At 72.2% G+C, this 23,191-nt stretch carries 16 protein-coding genes; 8 read left to right on the forward strand and 8 right to left on the reverse strand.

Annotation, left to right across the window (positions count from 1 at the left end; translation table 11 throughout):
- Positions 1–662 precede the first annotated feature (662 nt).
- Together ABZ862_RS27795 and ABZ862_RS27800 are read left to right on the forward strand one after the other, a co-directional pair.
- The gene (locus tag ABZ862_RS27795) at positions 663–1,682 is read left to right on the forward strand and encodes a hypothetical protein (protein WP_360963454.1); all 1,020 of its coding nucleotides are present in this window, start codon (positions 663–665) and stop codon (positions 1,680–1,682) included.
- Positions 1,679–8,077, forward strand: coding sequence for an NACHT domain-containing protein (locus tag ABZ862_RS27800; protein WP_360963457.1), 6,399 nt, complete (start codon positions 1,679–1,681; stop codon positions 8,075–8,077). The genes ABZ862_RS27795 and ABZ862_RS27800 overlap by 4 nt, the downstream gene beginning before the upstream one ends.
- A gap of 166 nt (positions 8,078–8,243) precedes the next feature.
- Here the strand turns inward: ABZ862_RS27800 and ABZ862_RS27805 are convergent, their stop codons facing one another.
- From ABZ862_RS27805 to ABZ862_RS27815, 3 genes are all read right to left on the reverse strand, one after another.
- Positions 8,244–9,317 (reverse strand): alkene reductase, encoded by a 1,074-nt coding sequence (locus ABZ862_RS27805; RefSeq protein WP_360963460.1) that lies wholly within the window; start codon positions 9,315–9,317, stop codon positions 8,244–8,246.
- A 351-nt stretch (positions 9,318–9,668) separates the two neighbouring features.
- Complete coding sequence (locus ABZ862_RS27810) at positions 9,669–10,148, reverse strand: MarR family transcriptional regulator (protein ID WP_360963463.1); 480 nt, start codon at positions 10,146–10,148, stop codon at positions 9,669–9,671.
- 37 nt (positions 10,149–10,185) lie between these two features.
- Positions 10,186–11,100: an NADP-dependent oxidoreductase gene (locus ABZ862_RS27815; RefSeq protein WP_360963466.1), complete on the reverse strand. Its 915-nt coding sequence runs from the start codon at positions 11,098–11,100 to the stop codon at positions 10,186–10,188.
- Between the two features lie 466 nt (positions 11,101–11,566).
- Here ABZ862_RS27815 and ABZ862_RS27820 point away from each other — a divergent pair, with 466 nt between their 5' ends.
- Both ABZ862_RS27820 and ABZ862_RS27825 read left to right on the forward strand, forming a co-directional pair.
- Positions 11,567–12,355, forward strand: coding sequence for a thaumatin family protein (locus ABZ862_RS27820; RefSeq protein ID WP_360963469.1), 789 nt, complete (start codon positions 11,567–11,569; stop codon positions 12,353–12,355).
- A 20-nt stretch (positions 12,356–12,375) separates the two neighbouring features.
- Positions 12,376–13,227, forward strand: a complete 852-nt coding sequence (locus tag ABZ862_RS27825; RefSeq protein WP_360963472.1) for a glycoside hydrolase family protein — start codon at positions 12,376–12,378, stop codon at positions 13,225–13,227.
- Positions 13,228–13,359: 132 nt separating this feature from the next.
- Here the strand turns inward: ABZ862_RS27825 and ABZ862_RS27830 are convergent, their stop codons facing one another.
- From ABZ862_RS27830 to ABZ862_RS27840, 3 genes are all read right to left on the reverse strand, one after another.
- Entirely contained in the window at positions 13,360–14,370 is a 1,011-nt protein-coding gene (locus ABZ862_RS27830) for a LacI family DNA-binding transcriptional regulator (protein WP_360963475.1), read from the reverse strand.
- A 53-nt stretch (positions 14,371–14,423) separates the two neighbouring features.
- Positions 14,424–16,466: an FAD-dependent oxidoreductase gene (locus ABZ862_RS27835; RefSeq protein ID WP_360963478.1), complete on the reverse strand. Its 2,043-nt coding sequence runs from the start codon at positions 16,464–16,466 to the stop codon at positions 14,424–14,426.
- Positions 16,467–16,670: 204 nt separating this feature from the next.
- On the reverse strand, positions 16,671–17,180 hold the full coding sequence (locus ABZ862_RS27840; protein ID WP_360963481.1) for a GNAT family N-acetyltransferase: 510 nt from the start codon (positions 17,178–17,180) through the stop codon (positions 16,671–16,673).
- Between the two features lie 419 nt (positions 17,181–17,599).
- On the opposite strand from ABZ862_RS27840, the gene ABZ862_RS27845 reads away from it, so the two are divergent.
- The 3 genes from ABZ862_RS27845 to ABZ862_RS27855 all read left to right on the forward strand — a co-directional run bounded on the left by ABZ862_RS27845 (position 17,600) and on the right by ABZ862_RS27855 (position 20,054).
- Positions 17,600–18,145 (forward strand): hypothetical protein, encoded by a 546-nt coding sequence (locus ABZ862_RS27845; RefSeq protein WP_360963483.1) that lies wholly within the window; start codon positions 17,600–17,602, stop codon positions 18,143–18,145.
- Positions 18,146–18,231: 86 nt separating this feature from the next.
- Positions 18,232–19,356 (forward strand): histidine kinase, encoded by a 1,125-nt coding sequence (locus tag ABZ862_RS27850; RefSeq protein WP_360963651.1) that lies wholly within the window; start codon positions 18,232–18,234, stop codon positions 19,354–19,356.
- Positions 19,353–20,054 (forward strand): response regulator transcription factor, encoded by a 702-nt coding sequence (locus ABZ862_RS27855; RefSeq protein ID WP_360963485.1) that lies wholly within the window; start codon positions 19,353–19,355, stop codon positions 20,052–20,054. The genes ABZ862_RS27850 and ABZ862_RS27855 overlap by 4 nt, the downstream gene beginning before the upstream one ends.
- 49 nt (positions 20,055–20,103) lie before the next feature.
- Here the strand turns inward: ABZ862_RS27855 and ABZ862_RS27860 are convergent, their stop codons facing one another.
- Both ABZ862_RS27860 and ABZ862_RS27865 read right to left on the reverse strand, forming a co-directional pair.
- On the reverse strand, positions 20,104–20,487 hold the full coding sequence (locus ABZ862_RS27860) for a toxin Doc (protein WP_360963488.1): 384 nt from the start codon (positions 20,485–20,487) through the stop codon (positions 20,104–20,106).
- Positions 20,488–20,490: 3 nt separating this feature from the next.
- Positions 20,491–20,739, reverse strand: coding sequence for an antitoxin MazE7 (locus ABZ862_RS27865; protein WP_360963491.1), 249 nt, complete (start codon positions 20,737–20,739; stop codon positions 20,491–20,493).
- Positions 20,740–20,935: 196 nt separating this feature from the next.
- Between ABZ862_RS27865 and ligA the strand changes: the two genes are divergently transcribed.
- Positions 20,936–23,026, forward strand: a complete 2,091-nt coding sequence (ligA, locus tag ABZ862_RS27870; protein WP_360963493.1) for an NAD-dependent DNA ligase LigA — start codon at positions 20,936–20,938, stop codon at positions 23,024–23,026.
- Positions 23,027–23,191: the final 165 nt, after the last annotated feature.

A 23,191-nucleotide genomic window follows, 5' to 3' on the forward strand; every position in this document is an offset into this window, starting at 1 on the left:
TCGGCGGCGGAGCTCCGCTGTGCCCGTCTTCCGCCCCCGTTCGTTCACGGCCGCACGTGCTTCCCGCGCACCGGGAATCGACGGCGATGCGTATGCCGTGGGCGGTACGTGAGGAACGACGCCGATATCCACAGACAGCCGGCGCAGCGTTCCGGCCGCGATGATCACGGCGGCGCTCTGCGCCGGAGCCGACCCGCCGTCCGAAGCCGACGAAGCGCTGCCGACCGGCTCGCCACGTACCTCGGAGGCCCCCTGCTCACCCTCGTGCACCCGGTCGACGGCCCGCGGCCGAGCCGGGAGCGGATGCGATCAGAGCTGGTGGACCAGGACGGGTCACAGACCGCCTGGTCCGGCCGGGCCCATCCCTGCCCGTGCCGCCGGGGCCGGCGGGCGCCCGGGGAGCCCGGCACATCCGCCGATCGCGCTTCCCAGGGCGCCGGGCACGGGAGGCGTGACCGATCGGCAGAGGAGGAACCGCCCATGCCTGCACACCGACGCGACCGCAGGAAGCCGGGCATGTCCCCCGCACGGGCACCCAGGCGACCCGCCTCCGACGTCTGACGCCGCTTCGAACCGTTTTATGAAGGTTCGTCAAGACAGAAGCAGGGAAGACCAGTTCACGTGTCGGCCGAAAGCAGACGATCCACCTGTGGGGGGCTGGTATGGAGGGCTGGACGGACGCCGCGGTGAGAGCGGGATCAGCCGGTGCGGCGCGGCCACGGCTGGTCCTGGTCCACGGCATCGGGAACATACACGACCCCGACGAGGCACGCCGTGAGTGGACCGGGGCGCTGGCCCGCGGCGCGGTGGCGGCGGGGCACTCCGCTGCCGCGGGTGCGTTACGGGACGGCTCGGGCGCGGACGTCGTCTTCGCGGGATACAGCGACCTGTTCCAGCCGCGGCGCGGCACTGCGCAGGGCGCCGGTGAAGGGGAGGCGGACGGGGAGACGGAGGAGGAAGCCCTCCTGACACTCCGTCTGATCGGTGAACTGGTCGACGCGCAGATCGCCGAGGGGGTCGACGACGACTCCCGCGCGATCCTGGAGCAGGCCAGGGACCGGATCCGCCGAGCGCGGGACGGATCGGCTCCGCAGGGTCCCGGCGAGTGGGTACGCGTCTCGTTGAACGTTCTCACCACGCTGCTCGAACTGCGTGGACTGCGGCGCGCCGGCCAGTGGACCCGGGCCGTCGCGCTGCGCGGCCCCTTCGCCCAGGTCTCCCGGTACCTGAGTCGCGAACCCGCGAAGAACCCGCTCGACCGCCTGGTCCGGGCCAGGGTGACCACCGCGCTCGGCACCGGTCCGGCCGTGGTGGTGGCGCACTCGCTCGGCAGCGTCGTGGCTCTGGAGGCGCTGCACGAGTCCATGGCCCGGGTGCCGCTGCTCGTCACGATCGGTTCCCCCCTCGGTATGCGTACGGTGGTGTGGCCGCATCTGACGCCCCGCCCGCCGGTCACCCCGGAGTCGGTGGACCGCTGGCTGAACTTCTGGGACCGGGACGACGTCATCGTCAGCCGTGCCTCGCTGTCGGGGATCGGCACCAACTCCCGTCGTGTCGGGCCCGAGTCCTTCCGGGTCGACTCCGACGGTCTGCTCGTGCACTCGGCGGTGAAGTACCTCGAGCAGCCTGCGGTCGCCGGGCCGGTCGTCGAAGCCCTGGACATCGTCCGGGACGTCGTGTGAGCCGACCACGCCGCCTGCTGGTGGTGGCGAGCCAGTGCCGGACCATGCACCACCTGGACGGGCTGTCCGATACCGCGCGCGACCTGGCCACGGTGCTGCTGGACAGCCGTATCGGCGGATGCCTGCCGGCCCTCGCCGACGGCCCGCTGCTCCGCGCGGCCGACGGGACCGGCTTCATCCCGTCCGCCGAGATCGTCGAGGCCGTCCGCCGGACGGCGCGGGAAGCGGCCCAGGAGGGTGCGACGCTCGTGCTCGCGCTGCTGGGCCACGGATTCATCCCCGGCAACGCCCGTACCCTCTACTTCATGGGCGCCGACGCGGTCGACCAGGACCGCGGCTCCGCCGTCGACGTGGGAGAACTGCTGCTCGCCGCGGACGCGCCGGGCATGGGCGGCGTCGTGGCCCTGATCGACACCTGTTCCGCCGGTTCCGCCCTGCCACCGGTGAACGAACTGCTCGCCGGCCGCCGCGGCGGCGAGGCCGGGCTCGCGGTGCTGGCCTCCTCGGGACCCGACGACCCGTCCTACGACCTCGCGTTCACCCGGGAACTGTGCGAGGTCCTGTCAGCGGGAACACCGGGCGCCGCGGAGCGGCTGTCGGTCGGCGACCTGGAAACCGCCCTGAGGGAGCGGCTGGAGGGGCAGGTCCCGAAGGCAAACAGCCTGGGCGGCGGCATGAGCGACCGGCTCTGGGTGGCCCACAACCAGGCCCTGGCTCCGCGCCCGGTGCACGCCGGGGCCGGACCCCGCGGCGCGGTGTCCCGCGCCCCGGTGCCCCGGCCCGCCGACGTGCCGTACCGCACGCTCTGCGACCGCTATCTGGGGTGGGCCGAGGAGGCGTGGCGCTTCATCGACCTGGGCGCGCTCGGCGCCGAGCAGGGCCGGGCCTCCGGCCGCCCTCCGGTGCAGCGGCTACCGCTGGAGCGGATGTACATCTCGCTCCAGGCCGATCCCCGTACCCTCACCGACCGGCAGCTCAACGAACGGCTGCGCCGCCAGGACGAGGCCGACGAGGCGCCTCCCGTCGCACGGCACATCTCCCAGCGGGAGATCATCCGGCAGATCATCGACAGCCGGGAGAGCGACAGGGAGGAGGACCCCGGCCCTCCAGCGGGCCGAGGACCCCAAGAGGGCCAAAGGGATCACAGCGCGCAGCGCGGCCGCGCCGATGCCCGGACGCCCTCGCCCGGCGTCGCCCTGGAGACGGCCTTCGCCCGGCACCGTCTGTTGGTCCTGCTGGGCGGCGCGGGCAGCGGGAAGTCCGTGACCTGCCAGTGGCTGGGAACCACCCTGGCCAGGGAAGGTCTTGAGGTGCTGTACGGGGAGCGGCCGGGGCCGTTGCGCATACCGCTGCGGTTCCGGGTCGCGCAGTACGCCCAGTACTACGAGAACGAGTTCGCCTCCGGCGACGAGCCCGGCTCGCTCGCGGAGTTCTTGGCGTGGTCCCTGTCGGAGGAGGACCTCGACGGCGTCCCCGTGCGGTACCAGGCCATGATCCAGCGCGCACTGGACGACCGCCAGGCGGTACTGCTCATCGACGGACTCGATGAACTGATCCACCACCGCGAGGAAGTGATCGGCTCACTGGCCGGGCTGGTCACCGACTACGTGGTCGCCGACGCCACCGGCACCAGCCGGGCGGTGATCACCAGCCGGGTCGACGGGTACGACAGCGTGCACCTGACGCTGGAGGACGTGGCCCACTACCTGATCCGTCCCATGTCCCCCGAGCAAGTCGAGCATTTCACCGAAAGTTTCTTCACCGCTATCGGCGAACCGGGACAGACCGGACCGTTCCTGGCCCGGCTGGCAGCGGACAGACCCGTGGTGCGCCGACTGGCCGCCAATCCGCTGCGGCTCACCTCCCTGTGCTCCACCTGGCACCGGTGGCACGAACTGCCCGCCGGCCTGGCCCCGCTCTGCCGGAGGCTGATTCTCGACACCGCGTATCTCTGGCGCGGCTTCGGCGACGACAGCGCGGACCCTGCGCTCGGCCGGGTGCTCGCCGACGAGGACTTCTTCCTGTGGATGCTGGCCCATGTCGCTGAGTACGTACAGGAGGACAAACCCGACGGACAGGTGAGCCGGACGCAGCTGCTGCGCCTTCTCGACGAGGCGTTCTACGGGTCCGGGCTGCTGACGGCGGACAGCGTCGGCACCACGGCCAGAGTCCTGGCGAACCGGATCCGGGAGAAGGTGGGGGTGCTGGCCGAGGTCTCCCACCAGCAGTTCCGTTTCAATCACGCGACGTTCCGGGAATACCTGGCGGGGTACTCCCTGCTGACCACCGCCCCGTCGGCGTCAGCGGGACCGGGAGTGCGGGTCCGCTGCTCCGGCACCGAGTTGCTGCGCCGCTTCCAGGAACGACTCGTCGACCCGCGATGGCGGCAGCCGTTGGTCCTGGCGCTCGGTGAGTGCACTCCCGAAGAGCGCGCGGCCCTGGTCGAAGGGGCGCTCGACGCCGGTCCGGAACAACTGCCCGAATGGGCCGACGTCCTTCTCACGGCAGCCCTGGACCGGTCGTCGGACATCGCGGACCGCGACGAACTGGCTCTGCTCCTCCATCTGGTCGCCCGGGCCTCGAACGGCCTGCGCCGGCGCCCGGACCTGCTGGCCGGCCTTGACGACAGCCTCGCGGAACTGCGCCGGAACGTGGGCACGAACCGGTTCGACGACCTGGCGATGGAACTGTGCGCCCAGCGGTGGACGCTGACCGGCCCCCTCACCGACCTGTATCGACGGCATGGCTGGATCACCCGGCCGGTGCTGGAGACCTTCGTCCGGCTCGCCCGTCACGACGACCCCGCCTGGGGACTGCCGGTGCAGCGGGTACTGCGGCGGGCGGGCACCGGGACACCGCAGCGCACGGTCACCTTCGTGGCCGAGCTGAAGCACCCTGAGGGCGACGACAAGGAGACCCAGTACTTCCAGCGGCTCCACGAACTGGGGCAGCGGGCTTGGGAACGGCAGGTCAGGCAGACCGCCGAAGAGGAGTACGCGGAGATCCCGGTGGGGGCGCTCCCGTTGCGGGAACTGTTCATGGACGACGGCGACCTGTGGTCCGAGGTGGTGACCGATCCGGGGTGCGCCCGGGTCCTGGCCGGCCTGTTCGGTGGTCTCGACCACCATGAGGCACTGCGGTGGGCGGACGAGTGGGATGATTTCGCGCGCCTGCTCAGCCTGCCGGATCCGGCACGGGCGGACGAGATCGAGGCCCGTGCGGCGGAGCTGGTGCCCCGCTTCGGTGTGGACGAGACCGTCTATCAGATCGCCGTCCTGCTCGACACCGTGGGCGGCAGGGTCACACTGTCCAAACCCGCCCCCGCACTGGAACCGCGCTGGCTCACCAGGCCGTCGCTGCCCGCCGTCCGGGACGCGGTCCGCAACTGGGCGATGCGCACCCCGGGTGACCGGGCGCGGCTGCGCGCCGCTCTCGAGGCGGTCGCGACGGGGCCGGGCATCGATCACGACGAACGGGCCGAGGCCGAACTGGGCCTGCTGGTCCTGGACGGCCGGCCCATGAGCGTCGACCGGCGGAGCGTCAACGCCCTGGAGCGCGCTCTGGAAGCGACCGGGGACGCCGCGTTGCGCAGTTCCGCGGCGTGGTTCCGGTGGGTGGGGCAGGGCCCCCTCTCAGAGGCCGAGCGGCCGGTGGCGTACCGGTTCCTGCTGCGGACCTTCTTCTCCCTGGCAGGGCACCCCGTTCCGCTGCCGGGCAGCAACACGGAACAGACGGCGCACCCGGTGGGTCGCGCCGACGCCCTGGCCCGCAGGGTGCTGGCCCGGTCCTGGGGAGCGGAGGAGACCGACCTGCCGGACCTGTCCGCGATGCCGGCCTCCCAGCTCCTGACCGTCCTCGGCTGGCTGAGCACCCTTCCGTACCTGGGCCGGGCGTCGCCGTACAGCGGGGCCGTACCGCAGTTCCTGTGGCACGACGCCGTCCCGGACACACCGGTCCGGCGACGGGCCCTGCTGGGCAGTGCCCTGCGTGACATCGTCCACTGGGTCCGGCAAGGGGCACCCGGCGTCGAGCCGGAGCTGAGCACGGCGCTGGCCGGAGACCGGGAACCCTGGCGGGAGCCCTCCGCCCAGGAGGCCGCCGCACCGGGACCGGAGGAACCGTCAGGTCCGATGGCCGTGTGGTGGCGGTTCCTGGCCGACCACCGCCGGCAGACCGTCGGCGGAACCGGACCGGAAGAGCTGGCCCGGCTGGCCGCGCAACCGGTGTCCGGGTACGGGATCGAAGAGGTGCTGCTGCTGGTCGCCCTCTCGGAACGGGCCCCGGACCAGGCCGCGGCACTCCAGAGCGCCGCACTCACGGCCCTGGCCGGTGAGCCCGACCAGTCCGTCCGCGCGGAGGTGCTGCGCAGATGCCGTCCTCGTCTCGTCGAGGACCCGGCGGTGCGGGAACGCTTCGACGCACTGGTGGCTGAACTGGACAGCCCGCTGCTGCGCGCCGACGCGCGGGACGACCTGGCGGCCTGCGCCGAGGCACTGGCCGCCATGACGCCGGCCACGGCGCCGGATCCTGGTCAGTGGCACCCTTCCACCGCGGCACACACCGCACTGCTGACGGCCTGTCACCTGCTGCGGGAACTCGGCCGCCTCGGCGCCCCGGACCTGCCGGACACCTTCCCGAGCTCCTACGAGCAGAGCCGGCACTCCAGTGCCTGGTCCCTGCGGCTGGACCTCCCGCTGCTGGACAGTCTGCGGCGTCGGCTCGCCGAGGACCCCGGCCGTGCCGATGAGGTGGCGAAGGAACTGTCCCTGGTGACGGACGTGGACGCGGACGCGGTTCCGGAGCTGGCCGCCTGGGCGGCGAGCGCCGGGGAGCCGGCCCGCTGGGCGGCGAGCGCCCAGGACCTGGCCGTGCTGCGCCCGCTCACCCGCGGCAGCGGCACGGAGGAGCTGCGCCATCTCGCGCGGCTGGCCCTCACGGGGGACGCCGGGGCGTCCGCCCGCGCCCGGCTGGAACTGCTGGGACCGGTACGGCAGGTCGAGCACCCGTCGCGCCACCACGTGCTCAGCGACCTGGGGGTGGACCTGTGGTGGAAGATGGGCCGGGCCGCCGTCACGGAACCCGGCCGGCAGAGCAGGCTGCTGTTCTCCCGCGCTCTGAACTGGGACATCGATGACGCGGACGCCGTGCACGAAGTCCTCCGCCGCTCCCGGAACGAGGAGTACGGCCGCGAGACCCGGGCGGCGCTCCTCCAACCGGGCCCGCTGTGGCGTGCCGACGCTCAACTCGCCCTCGCGGCCGCGCTGGACGCGTCCACGACCGCCGACCCGGAACCCGATGCCGAATGGGTGTCGAGGACGTTCGTCCTGGTCTGCTCGACGCTCGCGAACGGGACCCCCGAACCCGTCCTGCCGGAACTCCTCGACGCGGTGCTCCGGGCCTGCGCCAGGACAGGACTCCAGGCTCGGTTCCTGCCGGACATGGCCGAGGGCGAACTCCGGCTCGGGGTGGCCGAGGCGGTCGTACGGTGTTGTGCGGCGGCCCTGGGGCGACAGGACGAACCGGACGCCCCCGACGGGGAGCCGGCGGCCGCCGAGGTCGGCAGGGCACGGGCGCTGTTCCACCGCCTGACGGACCCGGTGTTCCCCGCCGACGGCGGCCTCCCGCAGACCGGCCCGCTCAGGGACTACGGCGAGCTGGCGTGGTCACTGATGAACGCCCGCCCGCAGGACGTCGCCCCCTGGGTACCGCAGGACCTGGGCGGCGAGAGCGTCGTCCGGCTGCTGTGCGACTGGCTCGCGGAACTCGCCGGGGAAGGGCTGGGCGCGGGAACGGGCACGGACCTGCTGGGGGAGGCCACCTACGAGGCGATCCTCAATGTGCTGGTGGTGCTCAGTGAGCGCAAACCCCATGTCTTCCTGGTGGCCTGCCGACCCGAGCGGCTTCAGCCGCTGCTGAGTCGCGCGGTGCTCAGTGTGTACAGCACCCAGAGCGAGGCGGCGATGCTCCTGCTCGGCCGACTGCGCTTTGTCGACCTGTCCTCCGATCCCGGGGTGATGGAGGTACTGGACTACGCGCTGCGCGCCGAGGAGAGGATCCGCAGAGGGGCGTTCCGCTTTCTGCGGTCCGTGCGGCAGGTACGGGGCGACTCGATCGCCGAACGCATCACCGAACGGATCCGCTCGTCCAGGAACGAGGCCGTCGCCCAGGGTTTCACCGCACTCGCCGAGATCCATCTGCGCTCCGCGACGTGCACCGGACAGGACCGTCTGCTGATCCGGCAGACCCTCCAGACGCGCGCGAGGCAGCGGTACAGCGGTTTCAGGCCCGTGGAGATCGCGGGGTCGGGCTCCGCCCAGGACCCGCTGAGGCTCTCCCGCGGCCCGGACCGGCTCTCCGGTCTGGGAGCCCTGCTGGGTCACCATGAGGAGTACTAGCCGGCCCGGCACCGTGGCTGAGGAACGTGAGCGGGTGCGGGCGGAGGGGTGAGGCGGACCCGTGCCGCGCGAAGGCCGTGTCGATCTGGGCACCGGGGGCCATCCGCCGGCCGGGAAGCCGGTGGTGGGACCGCAGCGGTCGGGCGGGTCCGGGTTGCGTCTCGCCCTACAGGTAGGGGTAGTCGGTGTACCCGCGGTGGTCGCCGCCGTAGAAGGTGGCGGGGTCCGGTGTGTTGTAGGGCCCCTGGGCGGCCAGGCGGGCGGGCAGGTCGGGGTTGGCGAGGAACAGCGCCCCGAAAGCGATCATGTCCGCGGTGTCGTCCTGGATGAGGCCGAGTGCGTCCGGGCCGGTGGGGTCCGGGTGGGTGAACGGGTTGAGGACGAACGTGGAGGGCCAGGTCTTGCGCAGACGCGTGGTCAGTTCCCGGTCGGTTCCTTCGATCATGTGCAGGTAGGCGAGACCGAGTTCGCCGAGCCGGGTGACCAGCGTGGTGTAGGTCCGCTCCACATCCGCCGCGTCGTGCTCGGCGATGTCGTTGTAGGGGTTCGCGGGCGAGATGCGGAACCCGGTGCGGTGGCCGCCGATCGCTTCCGCGACGGCGGCGGCCACCTCCAGGGCGAAGCGGACCCGGCCGGCGCTGTCACCGCCCCAGCCGTCGGTGCGCCGGTTGGTGTCGGGGGCGAGGAACTGGTGGATCAGGTAGCCGTTCGCGCCGTGGATCTCCACCCCGTCGAAGCCGGCCGCGATCGCGTTGCGTGCTGCGTCGGCGAAGTCGGCGACGGTGCGGGCGATGCCGTCGGCGTCGAGTTCCTGCGGGGTGACGAAGTCCATCGGGCCCTGACGGGTGAACACCTGGCCCTTGGCCGCGACGGGTGAGGGCGCGACGGGCATCAGCCCGGAAGGCAGCAGGCTCGGGTGGCCGATGCGGCCGGTGTGCATCAGCTGCGCGAAGATCACCCCGCCCTCGGCGTGGACGGCGTCGGTGACCTTACGCCAGGCCCTCACCTGTTCCGGCGCATGCAGGCCCGGCGTGTCGGGGTAGCCCTGACCGACCGGCGAGGGCTGTATCCCTTCGGTGACGATGAGGCCGGCGCTCGCACGCTGGCTGTAGTAGGTGGCCATCAGGTCGGTCGCGGTGGCGCCCGGCCCGTAGGCCCGGCTGCGGGTCATCGGCGCCATCACGATGCGGTTGGCCAGCGACCGGCCGGCCATCTCGATCCGGGCATATGCGTTCGGCATGGGTGTCTCCTTGGTGTCGCGAGAGGGGTGAAGAGAAGAAACGGCTGCTGGTGCGTGGCCGGACCGCGCGTCGTTCCGGCACGCCGGTCCCTGGCGGGGGGGGCTGCGTCAGCGGGTCCGCGGCGGCCCTACGGGCGTGCGGCACACGCGTCGCCGACCGCCGCGGTCATGCGCCGCTCATGCGTGAGGTCGAGGCATCCCAGGAGGGCTCTGAGGCCATGGGGAGGTGGGGCCATCGGGCCTGAGGCCATGGGGCCCTGGCGGCGAGGGCTGCGCCCGGGCGAGCCCTCGCTCCGTACAGGGCAGGGCAGGAGAGGGGCCGCCGGGCATGTGGCGGCCTCCTGCTGCTGCCTACTCGGCGGGAGACTGCCGGCTGCGCTCCCTGAGCACCTTCTCGATGATGTGCGCACACGTGGTGAACGCTTCGACCTGATCAGGGGTCAGGTCACGTACGGAGAGCTGCTCGAGGGAGCGCCACATGCCGGCGATGGGCTCCTCGAGGGCCCGGCCGGCGTCGGTGAGGCGGACCACCATGACCCGCCGGTCATGCGGAGCGGGCTCCCGGGTGAGCAGCCCCGCCTCCTGCATACGGCGCAGGGACTTGGAGACGGTGGAGTGGTCGAGACCGGCCCGCTCCAGCAGTTCCGCCTGGGTCCGGCCGTCGTGGTCGAAGAGCTGCATCAGCAGCAGTTCCTGACCCGGGTGCAGGTTCATGGCACGCAGCATGGCTGCGGCGTGGGCGCGGTGGGCGCGGGCGAGCTGGAAGATGGCGTAGCTCAACGGCCCCTCGCCCGCCGTGTTCGGCAGCTCCGATGAGGTGGTGTCTGACATGGTTGCTCCCTCCTCGCACAGAGAGTGGGGTGACGGATCAGTCGACGGTGAGGACGATCTTGCCTCGGTTGTGGCCGGCGTCGCTGGCCTGCTGGGCCTTGGCCGCTTCGGCGAGGGGGTAGGCGGCGCTGATCGTGATGACCAGGGTGCCGTCGGCGGCCTGCCGGGCCAGCTCGGCGAGGCGGGCGGCGGAGCGGCGCTGGGGGCCCACGGCGAAGACGACGCCGAGCTCGGCGGCGCGGAAGTCGGCGGTGGTGACGATCCGGTCGGTGCCGCCGCGCAGGGTGATGGAGTCCTCCAGGGCGCCCTTGCCCGCGGCGTCGAAGACGGCGTCCACCCCGTCGGGGGCTATTTCACGGACCCGCTCGACCAGGTCGTCCCCGTAGACCAGCGCGGTCGCGCCGAGTGAGGTGACGTACTCCTGGTTGGCCGGTCCCGCGGTGCCGATGACGCGGGCTCCGCGGGCGACGGCCAGCTGGACGGCGACGGTGCCCAGTGCCCCGGACGCGCCATGGATCAGCAGCGTCTCACCGGAGGTGACGCCGAGCAGATCCAGGACCCGTTCGGCACCGTCGCTCGCCACGGGCAGGGCGGCGGCGTGCCTCCAGTCGAGAGCGGCCGGCTTCGGCGCGAGGACGGCCGCGGACGCCAGGGCGTACTGCGCGTAGGAGCCGGTGTCGGACCAGCCCAGCACCTCGTCCCCCGCCTTCAGGTCCTCGACGCCCTCGCCGACGGCGTCGACCACACCGGCGATCTCCCCACCCGGCACGGCGGGCAGCGTGGTCGGGAAGATCGCCTCCATGCCACCGGCGCGGATCTTGCCGTCCACCGGGTTGACGCCGACGGCGCGGACCCGCACACGGACCTGGCCGGGGCCGGGCCGGGGCGTGTCGATCTCCGCCTCGTGCAGGACCTCGGTGCCGCCGAACATGTCGAAAACGATGGCCTTCATGACTGCTCTCCTTGAAGCGGGATGCCCCGCCGGCCACATTATGTGGCCGACCACATAAAAGTAGCACTGTTTATGTGGCTAGCCAAGTAATTGCTGCGAGGGGGATCCCGAAGCGATCCGCCTGCCGCCGGACGCGCCACGCCCCACTGCGGCTGCGGCTCTTCACCGCTGCCGCCCGGATCACATCGCCACCGGGCGCCGCCGCATTCCCCGCCTCGCCGGGCACTGGCCCCGGACACACGTGACCACCACGGCCCTCCAACGCCTCGCCACCCTGCTTCCGTACGCTGCCGCTCCTTGGCCGAAAAGTGCGGGAGAAGCGGGGGTATTGGTACAGGCCATTGACAGGGCGGGGGCGGCCCGCTGTCATATGGGGCTGTCGTGATCCCCCCTCCTCTCCCTCCCCTTTCATCCCTCCTCTTCACCTCAACCCCTCACCCCCCACCGTTCGAACGACGGAGGAGTTGTGCGCAGAGTTCTGCTGTTCCTGGCGGCCGTGGCCGCCGCCCTGCTGCTGATCTCACCGAACCCGGGCACGGGTCCAAATGGCGGCACACTCGACGACACCACCCCGGCGGCCGCCTCGGCCGTCGATCACACGGTCACCTTCGTCAATGACACCGGCCGGAAGATCTGGGTCGGCAGTGAGGTCAACGCCGACGGGTCGAAGAACTTCGGTTCCCTGCCGGTCCTGGAGGCGGGTCAGTCGGCGACGATCACCATCCCCGAGACCTCCGATCCAGGCCACTGGCGCGGCAAGTTCTTCGCGCGCATGGCGTGCGGCGGTGTCTCCGGCAGCACCTTCCACTGCCAACTCGGCGACTGCGGCGTGTACACCGACCACTGTGCCCCGAACACGAGTGAACAGCCGGTGAGCCTGGCCGAGTTCAACTTCGACAGCGCGGACGCTCTCGCCACCTGGTACAACGTCAGCTACGTCAACGCCTTCTCGGTGCCGATCACCATCACCCCCACCCGTGTGACCGGCACCGGCGGCGGCTGCGCCACCATGGGCTGCACCGAGAACCTGCTGCCCGACTGCCCCGCCGCGAACCTGACACGCTGGGCCGACGGCACCCCGATGCTCTGCACCAACCCGAACCGCGACGCGAAGACCGCCTACAGCGACATGATCGCCACCAACTGCCCGAAGGCGTACGGCTGGTCGAAGCAGGACCAGGAGCCCGGCAACCAGGTGATGCAGCAGTGCAGCCGGTGCACCGGCTTCACCGTCACCTTCCATCACGGCGCCTGAACGGACGGACGAAAGACACCATGCGCAGAAGGAACGTACTGACCGCACTGGCGGCGGCACCGATCGCCCTCTCGGCCGCCGGCCGCACCGCCGCGGCCGCACCGAGGACCGGCACCACCGCAACGACCGGCGCCGCCACGACGAAGAAGAAGGGCGTCAGCGCCTGGGACTTCACCGGGGTCACCCAGTGCCTCACAGACTCCCGGGCCGGCTGGTTCTGCACCTGGTCCTCGGGGCTGGGCGCCATCACCCCACCGGCCGGCGTCGAATTCGTCCCCATGATCTGGGGCCCGAACTCCGTGACGGACGCCGAACTGAACCAGGCCGAGCAGCAGGGCACCACCCTGCTCGGGTTCAACGAGCCCGACCACCCGGGACAGGCGACCATGACCGTGACGCAGGCGCTCGACCTGTGGCCGCGGCTGCAGTCCACCGGCCTGCGCCTGGGCGCCCCCGCGGTGGCCACCGGGGCGGACGTCGCCGGCGGTTGGCTGGACTCCTTCCTCCAGGGCGTCACCACCCGCGGTCTGCGCGTCGACTTCGTCCCCGTGCACTGGTACGGCGCCGACTTCGACGCCACCAACGCCACCGCCCAGCTGCGCGGCTACCTCCAGGCCGCCTACGACCGGCACAGGAAGCCGCTCTGGCTCACCGAGTACGCGCTGATCGACTGGTCGTCCGGTACGGCGAGGTACCCGACACAGGGCCAGCAGGCGGCGTTCGTACAGCAGTCGACGGCCATGCTGCAAGGTCTGTCGTTCGTCGAGCGATACGCCTGGTTCACGCTCTCCACCAGCCGGGGCGACGGTACCGGCCTGTACAACGGCACGACCGCCACGCAGGTGGGCGCCGCGTACCGCTCCGCCGGCTGAGCCTCACCCCTCGCCCCTCGGTCCCGAGACGGCGCCGGGGTCGATGGCCTTGGTGCGGTGGCCGGTGCCGGTCCACGCCTCGGTGACGCCGGATGGGCATGGCGCCGTACCCGGGCAGCCCGTGCCGACCGGTCATGTGGAGGCGCGGACGACGAGCTGGGCGGGCGGCTCGTCGGTGGCCGGAGGGGGCGTGTCGGCGGGGATGGCGGGCCCGTGGCGGACGGCGGCATGCACCCACGCCGCGAGATCGCGCGCCTGGGTGGTGAGGTTGAACCGCACCGAGGTGAGCGGCGGGTGGGCGAAGGGCGCCGCGCTGGAGTCGTCGACGCCGACGACTCCCACGTGGCCGGGCACGTCCACACCGGCACGGTCCAGGGCGGCGAGCAGTTCCAGAGCGGTCAGGTCGTCGAAGGCGCACAGGCCGGTGCGGCGCGGGTCGTCCGCCCAGCCGCGCACCAGCGCGGCGAGCGCCTCGGTGCCGGCGTAGACCGACCGTTCGACGGGTGGTCCGCCGGCGCCGGTCAGCGCCCCGGTGTACCGGCCGTCGGCTCGCCCCGGGTGCCCGACGTCGGCCGGCTGGACGTAGACCAGCCGCTCGAAGCCGCGCTCGCGCAGGTGGCCCGCCTGGAGGGCGCCCATCGTCTGCTGGGTCAGCGGCAGCGTGTGCGGGTGGCCGGGGTAGTCGAGCAGGTAGCCGTGCACGCAGGGGATCCGCAGGGTGCGCAGCCGGGTCTCGTCGGCCGGGTCGACGGGTGCCAGGGAGATCACCGCCGCGGGGGACGCCGCGGCCAGCAGGTCGCGCAGTGAGGAGGTGGTCGTCACGTGGGTGACGGTGACGTAGCCGAGGGCGTGGAGCTCGGCGGCGGTGCGCTGCACGAAGGCGGACAGTGCCTCCGTGGTGGCCCACGGCGGCACCACGCACAGCACCAGGCGTGAGCGCCCGGAGCGCAGGGTGCGTGCGGCGGCGGACGGCACGTAGCCGAGGCGTTCGGCCGCGGCGAGGACCGCCCGGCGGGTCGGCTCGGAGATCGTCTGTGAGGGGGTGTCGTTGAGGACGAAGCCGACGGTGGCCCGGGACACGCCTGCGGCGCGGGCGACGTCCTGGGCCGTCGGCCGTCGTCGGGGGGCGTCGTGCGTGGCCATGTGGGTGGTACCTCCGCCGTGGAGCGTAGGGCACGCACGCCGCCCGTGTCGGGTCAGATGGCCGTGGCGACCTCGAAGGCGTCCCAGATCGCGTACATGATGTTCGAGACGCTGCGGGCGTCGCCCAGCAGGTGCGACGGGACGGGCGACCGGCGCAGCGCCTCGCGCAGGTCGGCGTTCGGCCGGTAGCCGATCGCGGTCACCACGACGTCCGCGGCCACCGTCCGCTCGGCGCCGTCGACCGTGACCACGAGGCCGTCCGGCGTGGTGCGCCGCGCCTGGGCGTCGGTGACGACCTCGATCCCGCGGAACGGCACCAGGTCGTGCAGCATGTCGTGGTTGGCGTGGCAGATCGGACCGGAGACCGCCAGCAGGTCCGCACCCGCCTCGACGATCGTCACCCGGGTGCTCGGCTCGAGCTCCTTGAGGTGCAGGGCGAGCTCGCAGCCCGTCAGGCCTCCGCCGACGACCGCCACCGTCCTGCCGAGCAGGTCCTCGGGGTCCATGAGGGCGTCGATCGCCTCGATGACCGGGACGGCGTCACCGAGGTCGAGCGGGCGCGGGCGGGAGCCGGTCGCCACCAGGACGTGGTCGGCGGCGGTGTCGGTGATCGTCTGTTCGGTCACGGACGAGCCGAGGTGCACCGGGACCCCGAGTTCGGCGAGCCGGCCCTCGTACCAGCGGATCAGGGCCAGGTCGTCCTCCTTGAACGACGGCTGGCCGCCGGCGACCACGACGCCCCCGAGCCGGTCGGAGGACTCGTGGATCTCGGGCCGGTGGCCGCGCAGGGCGAGGACGCGGGCGGCCTCCATGCCGGCCATGCCTCCGCCCACGATCAGGACCTTCTTGGGGCGCAGGACCGGGCGGATCCTGTCGTCCGCCTCCCGGCCCGCCTCGGGGTTCACCGCGCAGTTGATCGCGGTGAACTTCTGGATGCGGCCCATGCAGCCCTCCTGGCAGGAGATGCAGGGTCGGATCTGCTCCGGCCGGCCGGCGCGCAGCTTGTTCACGTAGTCGGGGTCGGCGAGCAGCGGGCGGCCCAGGCTGATGATGTCGGCGAAGCCCTCGGTGACCGCGCGGGTGGCACGGTCGGGGTCGTCCATCCGGCCGGCCAGGATCAGCGGGACGTCGGGCAGGGCGTCCTTCACCGGCTTGGCGTAGGGCATGTACAGGCCCTTGGCCTGGTACATCGGCGGGTGCGACCAGTACCAGGAGTCGTAGGAGCCGACGTCGAGGTCGAGGGCGTCGTAGCCCCAGTCGGTCAGCAGCCGGGCCGCCTCCAGCCCCTCGGGCATGTCGCGGCCCCTCTCGGTGAACTCCTCACCGGGCATGGCGCCGACCCGCCAGTCCTTGATCATCGACTTCGGGGAGAAGCGCAGCGTGACCGGGAAGTCGTCGCCGCAGCGGGTCTTGATCTCCTCGAGGATCTCCTTCGCGAACCGCAGCCGGTTCTCCAGCGAGCCGCCGTAGGAGTCGGTGCGCCGGTTGAACATCGCGATGGCGAACTGGTCGAGCAGATAGCCCTCGTGGACCGCGTGGATCTGCACCCCGTCGAAGCCGGCCTTCTGCGCGTTGACCGCGCCCCTGCCGAAGTTCTCGACGGTCTTGCGGATCTCCTCGACCGTCATCTCGCGGCAGGTCAGGTCCGTCCAGCGGTGCGGGATCGCCGACGGTGCCACCGGCGGCTGCCCCGCGGGCAGGAAGTTCGGCATGATCACGCGGCCGAAGCCGGCGGACATCTGCAGCATGATCGCCGCGTCGTAGGCGTGCACCCGTTCGGTCATCTCCCGGGAGCTGCGGATGAAGTGCCCCGGATTCAGCACGGAGGAGGCGCAGTTGGGCTGCGGGACCCACTCGGCGGGGTTCTCCACGAACGTCACGCCGGTGTGGATCAGGCCCACCCCGCCGCGGGCGCGCGCCACGTAGTACTCGATGCCGCGCGCGTTCCACCCGCCCTCGGAGTCGGCGAAGCCCAGCGGGCCCAGCGGGGCCATGGCGAAACGGTTCTTCAAGGTCAGACGGCCGATCGAGGTCGGCTCGAAGAGGACATCGTGCGCGTGGGGGACGCGCACCTGGGGAAGGGCGAGCTCGGTCATGGAGGCGAAGGCGCTCTCTCGGCGGGGCCTCTGCGTACGGGGGCCGGGAGCGTCAAAGTAGAGCAGCCAGCTAGCACGTGCTAGTGGGGGCTGTGTGTCCTTGGCCACCCCGCGGGCAGCCGGCCTGCCGTCCGGGGCGTCAGCTCCTCGAACACCTCCCGCCGGCAGGCAGGTTCTACGCGGTGACCCGCAGCCGCCGCGTGATCAGCGGTGACCTTCCCCGCCCCTCGGCCGGTCCCCCGGCAAGACCGCGCCGTCCGGCTGGAGCGCCAGGTCGCGCCGGTACCAGGTACCTGGTCTGCCGCCGAGGCGGGCGGGGTCCGCCGGACCGACAGCGACGAACCCGGCCTTGGTCAACACCTTCCGGGACGCGGCATTCCGGCGGGTGGTGGCCGCCCCCAGTGTGCGCAGCCCGTACCGGGTCGCCGCCGGCCGGCACAGCTCCCGGACGGTCGCGGTCGCCACGCCACGGCCGGCGACACGCTGCGCGACCCGGTAGCCGAGTTCCGCGGTGCGGTCCTCGATGTCGATCAGGTTGAACCTGCCGAGTACCGAGCCGTCCTCGGCGACGGGCACGTGGAAGACGCAGACGCCGGCGTCCTGTTCGGCCGGCAAGGCGTTGTACCGGTCGGTGAACCGGTCGAAGAAGTCGTCGCCGCGGTCGGAGACCGAGGCGGCGAAGCAGGCGCGGTTCGCCGGCTCGAAGGCCGGCACCGCCGGGGCATGACCAGTGAAGACCCGGAACCGTCCGATGTCCCGGGCTCCCCCGGCGCCTCCCCAAGTGGTCGACGGGCGCCGCTCGTTCGCGCGAACACAGCCGGAGGAGTGACCGGCGGAAGCGCGAGGGGAGACGACGGGCGGTCGGCGCGGCGGGAGGAGCGTCTGACGCGCCGCTGGAGCGCGCGCTCGTGGCCATTCTGACGCAGGCGTGCGACGGCACGGTCACCGTCGGCGTCGCGGGGAAGACGGTGGCGGCGGACACGCCACAGCCGGCGGGGCCCCGGCCGTGGACCGCACGCAGGGAAGAACGGCGTACCGGTGCCGGCACCGGCGGGTGGCCCTCGGGGGAACTCCACCCGTAGTTCCACCCGTGGGTCCAGGCGCTCAGCCGTCCGCGGCAGCAGGGTAGGTGCATGACCACGACCGACTGGATCACCGACACCGCCCTCCTCCTCGTCGTCTTCCGGCAACTGCGAGAAGGCCGTCTGGACGTCAAGTCCTACCTCATCCCTCTGGGGATCGTGGCCTACGTGGCCCACAGCTATCTGAACGCCGTCCCCACCGCGGGCAACGACCTGCTGCTGATCGGCACGCTGGTCGCCGTCGGCGCGGCCCTCGGCATCGCGGGCGGCGTCTACACCCGTATCCGCAGTGTCGGCGCACATCTCTTCATCAAGGCGGGCGCGGTCTCCGCCACCCTGTGGGTGCTGGGCATGGGGGCGCGCATGGGCTTCCAGCTGTGGGTCGAGCACGGCGGCGCCGACGACCTGGCCCGGTTCAGCGCCGTCCACCGGATCACCACGGCAGACGCCTGGGTGGCCGCGTTCGTACTGATGGCGCTCACCGAGGTGGTCACGCGGCTCGCCACGATCTTCATCCGCGGCCGCATGGCCGGCCGGGCGCAGCAGCAGCCCGTGGACGGCCGGCGTGCGGCGGTCACCGCGGACCAGGCACTCTGAGGACGGGCTATCGTCGCGCCGTGTCCGTTTCCGACAACTCCTCCGCCCCTGGGCCGGCCCCCGAACGGGAGCCCGGCCCTCGGGCCGTGCCCCGGCACGACGCCCGTCTCCAGTGGGCCGTCACCCTGCTGATCATCGCCGTCGCGGTCAGCACCGTCCGGCCGTTGGGCGTCAGCGGCCGTGGCCTGGCGGTGGCCGCCCTGCTCGTGGTCAACTCCGTCGCCCTGCTGGCCCGGCATCTGCCGCCCGGCTTCCCTCCCCGGGCCGGCCTGGCCTGGCTGACCACCGGTGTCGTGGCGGCCGCCGCCCTGCTGGAGTTGAGCACCAGCGGCTCCGGCTACCTCTTCGCCTACTTCCTCGTCGGCCACGCCGGCTACCGTCTCGCCCTCAGGCAGGCCCTTGCGGTCGCGGCCCTGTCCAGCCTGCTGTGCGGCGGTGTCCTGTACTTCTACCTCGGCCCCGGTCACGCGGTGCTCACCTGGACCTTCGGCCTCGGAACCGGCATCCCGGTGGTGGCCGGAATCCTGAGCCGCAGCAGGCAACAGGCCGTGGAAGCGATGGTCGAGGCCGCCGAGTCCGCCGCGCGGGCCGCGCAGGCAGAGGCGCGGACGGCCGTGCTCACCGAACGCGGCCGCATCGCCCGGGACGTCCACGATGTGCTCGCGCACTCACTGGCCGGGATCAGCATGCATCTGGAACTGGCGGACGCCCTGATCGACACCGGCGACCTCGACAAGGTCCGCGCGGCGCACGACAAGGCGCACAGCATGGTCAAGGAGAGCTTGAAGCAGGCCCAGTGGACCGTCCACGCACTGCGCGAGGACTCCCTTCCCTTGCTGGAGAGTCTGACCGCCATGACCGAATCGTCCGGTCACCGTGACGTCCTCACCGTCACCGGAACCGTCCGCGAGCTGCCGGCCCGGGTCACCCAGAATCTGCTGCGCATCGCCCAGGAGGCGCTGACCAACGCGGCCCGGCACGCTCCCGGCGGCGCGGTCGGGGCAGAGCTGGCCTTCGGCACCGCGTCGACCACGCTCACCGTCCGCAACGGGCCCGCGACCGGCGAGGCGACCGCCGGTGTGGGCAGCGGACTGGGACTGATAGGAATGCGCGAACGCGTCGCCCTGCTGGGCGGCACCATCACCGCGGGTCCGCTCACCGAGGGACCGGACCGGGGCGGCTGGCAGGTGGAGGCAGTGATCCCAGGATGACGACGAACGAACCGACCCAGGACCCGCAGGGCGCAGAGGGCTCGGCGGACGCGCGGCCCTTGAGGGTCGTTGTCGCCGATGATCAGGCCGCCGTCCGCGAGCCGTTGGCCGCGGTGCTCGACATGGCCGCGGACATCGAGGTCGTGGCCATGGCCGCGGACGGTGCCGAGGTGCTCGCCGCCGTGGCTGCCGCGCCGGTCGTCGACGTCGTCCTGATGGACCTGCGCATGCCTGTCATGGACGGCACCGAGGCCACCCGCCGGCTGAGCGAGGAGCACCCGGAGACGGCCGTGGTCGTGCTGACCACCTTTGCCGACGACGACTCGATCCTGGCCGCCCTGAGCGCCGGTGCCCGCGGCTATCTGACGAAGAACGCGGGACGCCAGGACATCATCCGCGCGATCCGGGCCGCAGCCGCGGGACAGTCCGTCCTCGACCGCGAGGTCCAGAACCGCCTCCTCGCCACCGTCCGCACGCGTCCGCCGGCCGACGCACAGCCACTCCCGCAGGACCTCACCCGCCGCGAACGCGAAGTCCTCACCCTCATCGGCCGGGGTCTGCCCAACCGGGCCATCGCCGAGAAACTCTTCATCAGCGAGTCCACGGTCAAGACCCACATCAACAACCTCTTCACCAAAGCCGGCTTCCAGGACCGCGCCGACGCCGTCCGCCGCGCCATCGCGGCCGGCTTGGCGTGACCCGGCCGCCCGGTCCCCGGCTTTCCGTGGAACGCAGCGCCGGCCAGGGTCAGGGCTGGCGCCAGGAGCGCAGCCTCTCGGCGATGCCGTAGGAGTCCAGTCGTAGCCCCCGGATGTCGTGGATCAGTTCCCGCCACAGCTCGAACTTCGTGTCCACGCGTTCTCCGGACGCCTCGAGGTAGGCGAGGGCGACGCCGTATCCGTACACCTCGTTGCGGGCCGGGAGCGGGCGCAGCAGCACGCACTCCTCCAGCAGGACCCCGGCCCGCCAGAAGGCGTCGGGGTGGTGCTGGTCGTGGCGGGGCGGGTCGACCCGGTGGCGCTGGGCCATGCCGACGAGGACGGAGAAGTCGTTGACGGTCAGGTCGTCGCGGAGGATCTCCTCCTGGCGTTCCAGGAACCACCGGTAGTCGACGTAGACGACGGGAGGCACAGGTCAGGCCGCCCGCGGGGTGCGGTGCGCGGCGGAGGGCAGCCCGCCGAACTCGGCGTCGAAAGCGTCCATGACGCCGGGCTCGCTGATCGCACGGCGGAAGGTGGCGGTCGCTGTCCGCAGGGCCCGCTCCTGCTCCTTCTCCCCGGCCACCTTGGCGAGGTAGGCCTTGACGGACAGGCCTTCGGCGGCGGCGAGGCCCTGCAGGGTGTCCCTGGTGCTCGTATCGACCTTGACGGTGGTTTCAGCCATGCCGCAAGTATCCCGCACGGTATACGCTCCGCGCTACCTGGTCGTTCGGACGGCCTCGCGCCGCCGTGCCCGCTCACGGGCGGCGCCGACAGATCACGGCCGGGGTGCTGCCGCGGGCTTTGCCGCGTGTTCTTCCCGGTCGTTCTTCCGTTCCGCCGGAACGGGCGATGTCAGTGGTGGCAGGCAGGATGCGGATATGACAACCCCTGCAGCTGTGATCATGGATGCCGCCGCTTACGCGCAGGCGGTCGAGGACGCGGTGACGGCGTCGGCCGCCTACTACACGGGCGGGACGTCGGCGTTGGACGACGACGCCTACGACCGGCTGGTGCGGGGCATCGCCGCGTGGGAGGACGGACATCCTGACCAGGTGCTGCCCGGCTCGCCGACCGGGAAGGTCGCCGGCGGCGCGGTGGAGGGCGATGTCCCGCACACCGTGACGATGCTGAGTCTGGACAATGTGTTCTCCCCGGAGGAGTTCACCGCCTGGACCGCGTCCCTGGCCCGGCGTATCGGCCACGAGGTCGAGCGGTTCAGCGTGGAGCCGAAGCTGGACGGGCTCGCGGTCGCCGCCCGTTACACCGCCGGCCGCCTCACCCGGCTGATCACCCGCGGGGACGGGACGGCCGGGGAGGACGTCTCGCACGCGATCGGCACCGTCGAGGGCCTGCCCCAGCGGCTGGCCGAGCCGGTCACCGTGGAGGTCCGCGGCGAAGTCCTCATGACGACCGCTCAGTTCGAGCACGCCACCGGGGTGCGCACCGCGCACGGCGGTCAGCCGTTCGCCAACCCGCGCGGCGCCGCGGCGGGCACCCTGCGCGCCAAGGAACGCGCCTACACGGTGCCGATGACGTTCTTCGGCTACGGTCTGCTGCCTCTGCCCGATACCGGGGCGGCGCTCGCCGCACGGCTGGGCGACCTCGCGCACAGCGAGCTGATGGCGCAGGCCGCCGCGTTCGGGGTGAACACGACCGCCACCACCGCGGTGCCCGGCATCACCGCCGGTACCGTCGAGCAGGTGATGGCCCGGGTGCGGGAGATCGCCGCTCTGCGGGCCGAGCTGCCGTTCGGGATCGACGGGATCGTCGTCAAGGCCGACCTGGCCGCCGACCAGCGGGCGGCGGGATCGGGCTCACGCGCACCCAGATGGGCGATCGCCTACAAGCTCCCGGCCGTCGAGAAGATCAGCCGGCTCCTCGAGGTGGAGTGGAACGTCGGCCGTACCGGCGTCATCGCCCCGCGTGCCGTCCTGGAACCCGTCGAGATCGACGGCGCCGTCATCACGTACGCCACCCTGCACAACCCGGCCGACATCACCCGCCGGGACCTGCGTCTGGGCGACCGCGTCATGGTCCACCGCGCCGGCGACGTCATCCCCCGCGTCCAGGCCCCGGTCGCCCATCTGCGCACCGGCGACGAACAGCCCGTCGCCTTCCCGGAGACCTGCCCGCGCTGCGGATCGGACATCGACAGGAGCGAAGAACGCTGGCGGTGCGCACAGGGCCGCAACTGCCATCTGGTCGCCTCTCTCTCCTACGCGGCCGGCCGCGACCAGCTCGACATCGAAGGCCTCGGCACGACCCGCGTCGTCCAGCTCGTCGACGCCGGCCTCGTCACCGATCTCGCCGACCTGTTCACCCTCACCCGCGAGCAGCTCCTCGGCCTGGAGCGGATGGGTGAGACCAGCACCGACAACCTCCTCGCCGCGATCACCGCGGCCAAGGGCCGGCCGCTGTCACGGGTGCTGTGCGCGCTCGGCGTCCGCGGCACCGGCCGTTCCATGTCCCGCCGTATCGCCCGCCATTTCGCCGCCATGGACACCGTCCGCGCCGCGGACGCGGAAGCGATGCGGCAGGTCGAGGGCATCGGCACCGAGAAGGCCCCTTCCATCGTTGCCGAACTCACCGAACTCGCCCCGCTCATCGACAAACTGGCCGCCGCCGGGGTCAACATGGCCGAACCCGGCGCCACGTTCGTGCCCGCCGCCGCGGCGACCGGTGCCGAGGACACGACGGCAGTCCCCGCCCCGGCCGCGGGCCCGCTCGCCGGGATGACCGTCGTGGTCACCGGCGCGATGACCGGGCCCCTGGGACAGCTCAGCCGCAACGAGATGAACGAGCTCATCGAACGGGCGGGCGGCCGCTCGTCCTCCAGCGTGTCCAGGAAGACCTCCCTCGTCGTCGCCGGTGACGGCGCCGGGTCCAAGCGGGCCAAGGCCGAAGACCTCGGTGTCCGCCTCGCCACACCCGACGAGTTCGCCGCCCTTGTCGCCGATCACCTCAACTGACACCACGGCAGGAGCGACATGCGTCCGACGTCCCGGTCGGGGTCGCCGGCGTGCCCGGCAGCCGGTGCCTCGCCTGCGGTGACGAGTGCTCCGCGGTCCCCGGCGCACTCCCCCATGGATGGTTCCGGCCGGCCGTCACCGCCGGTTCGGGGGCCGGCCCCTGCC

Origin of the sequence: Streptomyces sp. NPDC047000 (genome assembly GCF_040644295.1) — a bacterium.
Taxonomy (GTDB): Bacteria; Actinomycetota; Actinomycetes; order Streptomycetales; family Streptomycetaceae; genus Streptomyces.

Coding starts and splice junctions, on each gene's coding strand:
- ABZ862_RS27830 (WP_360963475.1), bottom strand. CDS start 14,370: ATGGCCACGCACGACGCCCCCCGACGACGGCCGACGGCCCAGGACGTC.
- ABZ862_RS27795 (WP_360963454.1), top strand. CDS start 663: ATGGAGGGCTGGACGGACGCCGCGGTGAGAGCGGGATCAGCCGGTGCG.
- ABZ862_RS27865 (WP_360963491.1), bottom strand. CDS start 20,739: ATGGCTGAAACCACCGTCAAGGTCGATACGAGCACCAGGGACACCCTG.
- ABZ862_RS27815 (WP_360963466.1), bottom strand. CDS start 11,100: ATGAAGGCCATCGTTTTCGACATGTTCGGCGGCACCGAGGTCCTGCAC.
- ABZ862_RS27855 (WP_360963485.1), top strand. CDS start 19,353: ATGACGACGAACGAACCGACCCAGGACCCGCAGGGCGCAGAGGGCTCG.
- ABZ862_RS27825 (WP_360963472.1), top strand. CDS start 12,376: ATGCGCAGAAGGAACGTACTGACCGCACTGGCGGCGGCACCGATCGCC.
- ABZ862_RS27805 (WP_360963460.1), bottom strand. CDS start 9,317: ATGCCGAACGCATATGCCCGGATCGAGATGGCCGGCCGGTCGCTGGCC.
- ligA (WP_360963493.1), top strand. CDS start 20,936: ATGACAACCCCTGCAGCTGTGATCATGGATGCCGCCGCTTACGCGCAG.
- ABZ862_RS27845 (WP_360963483.1), top strand. CDS start 17,600: ATGACCACGACCGACTGGATCACCGACACCGCCCTCCTCCTCGTCGTC.
- ABZ862_RS27835 (WP_360963478.1), bottom strand. CDS start 16,466: ATGACCGAGCTCGCCCTTCCCCAGGTGCGCGTCCCCCACGCGCACGAT.
- ABZ862_RS27810 (WP_360963463.1), bottom strand. CDS start 10,148: ATGTCAGACACCACCTCATCGGAGCTGCCGAACACGGCGGGCGAGGGG.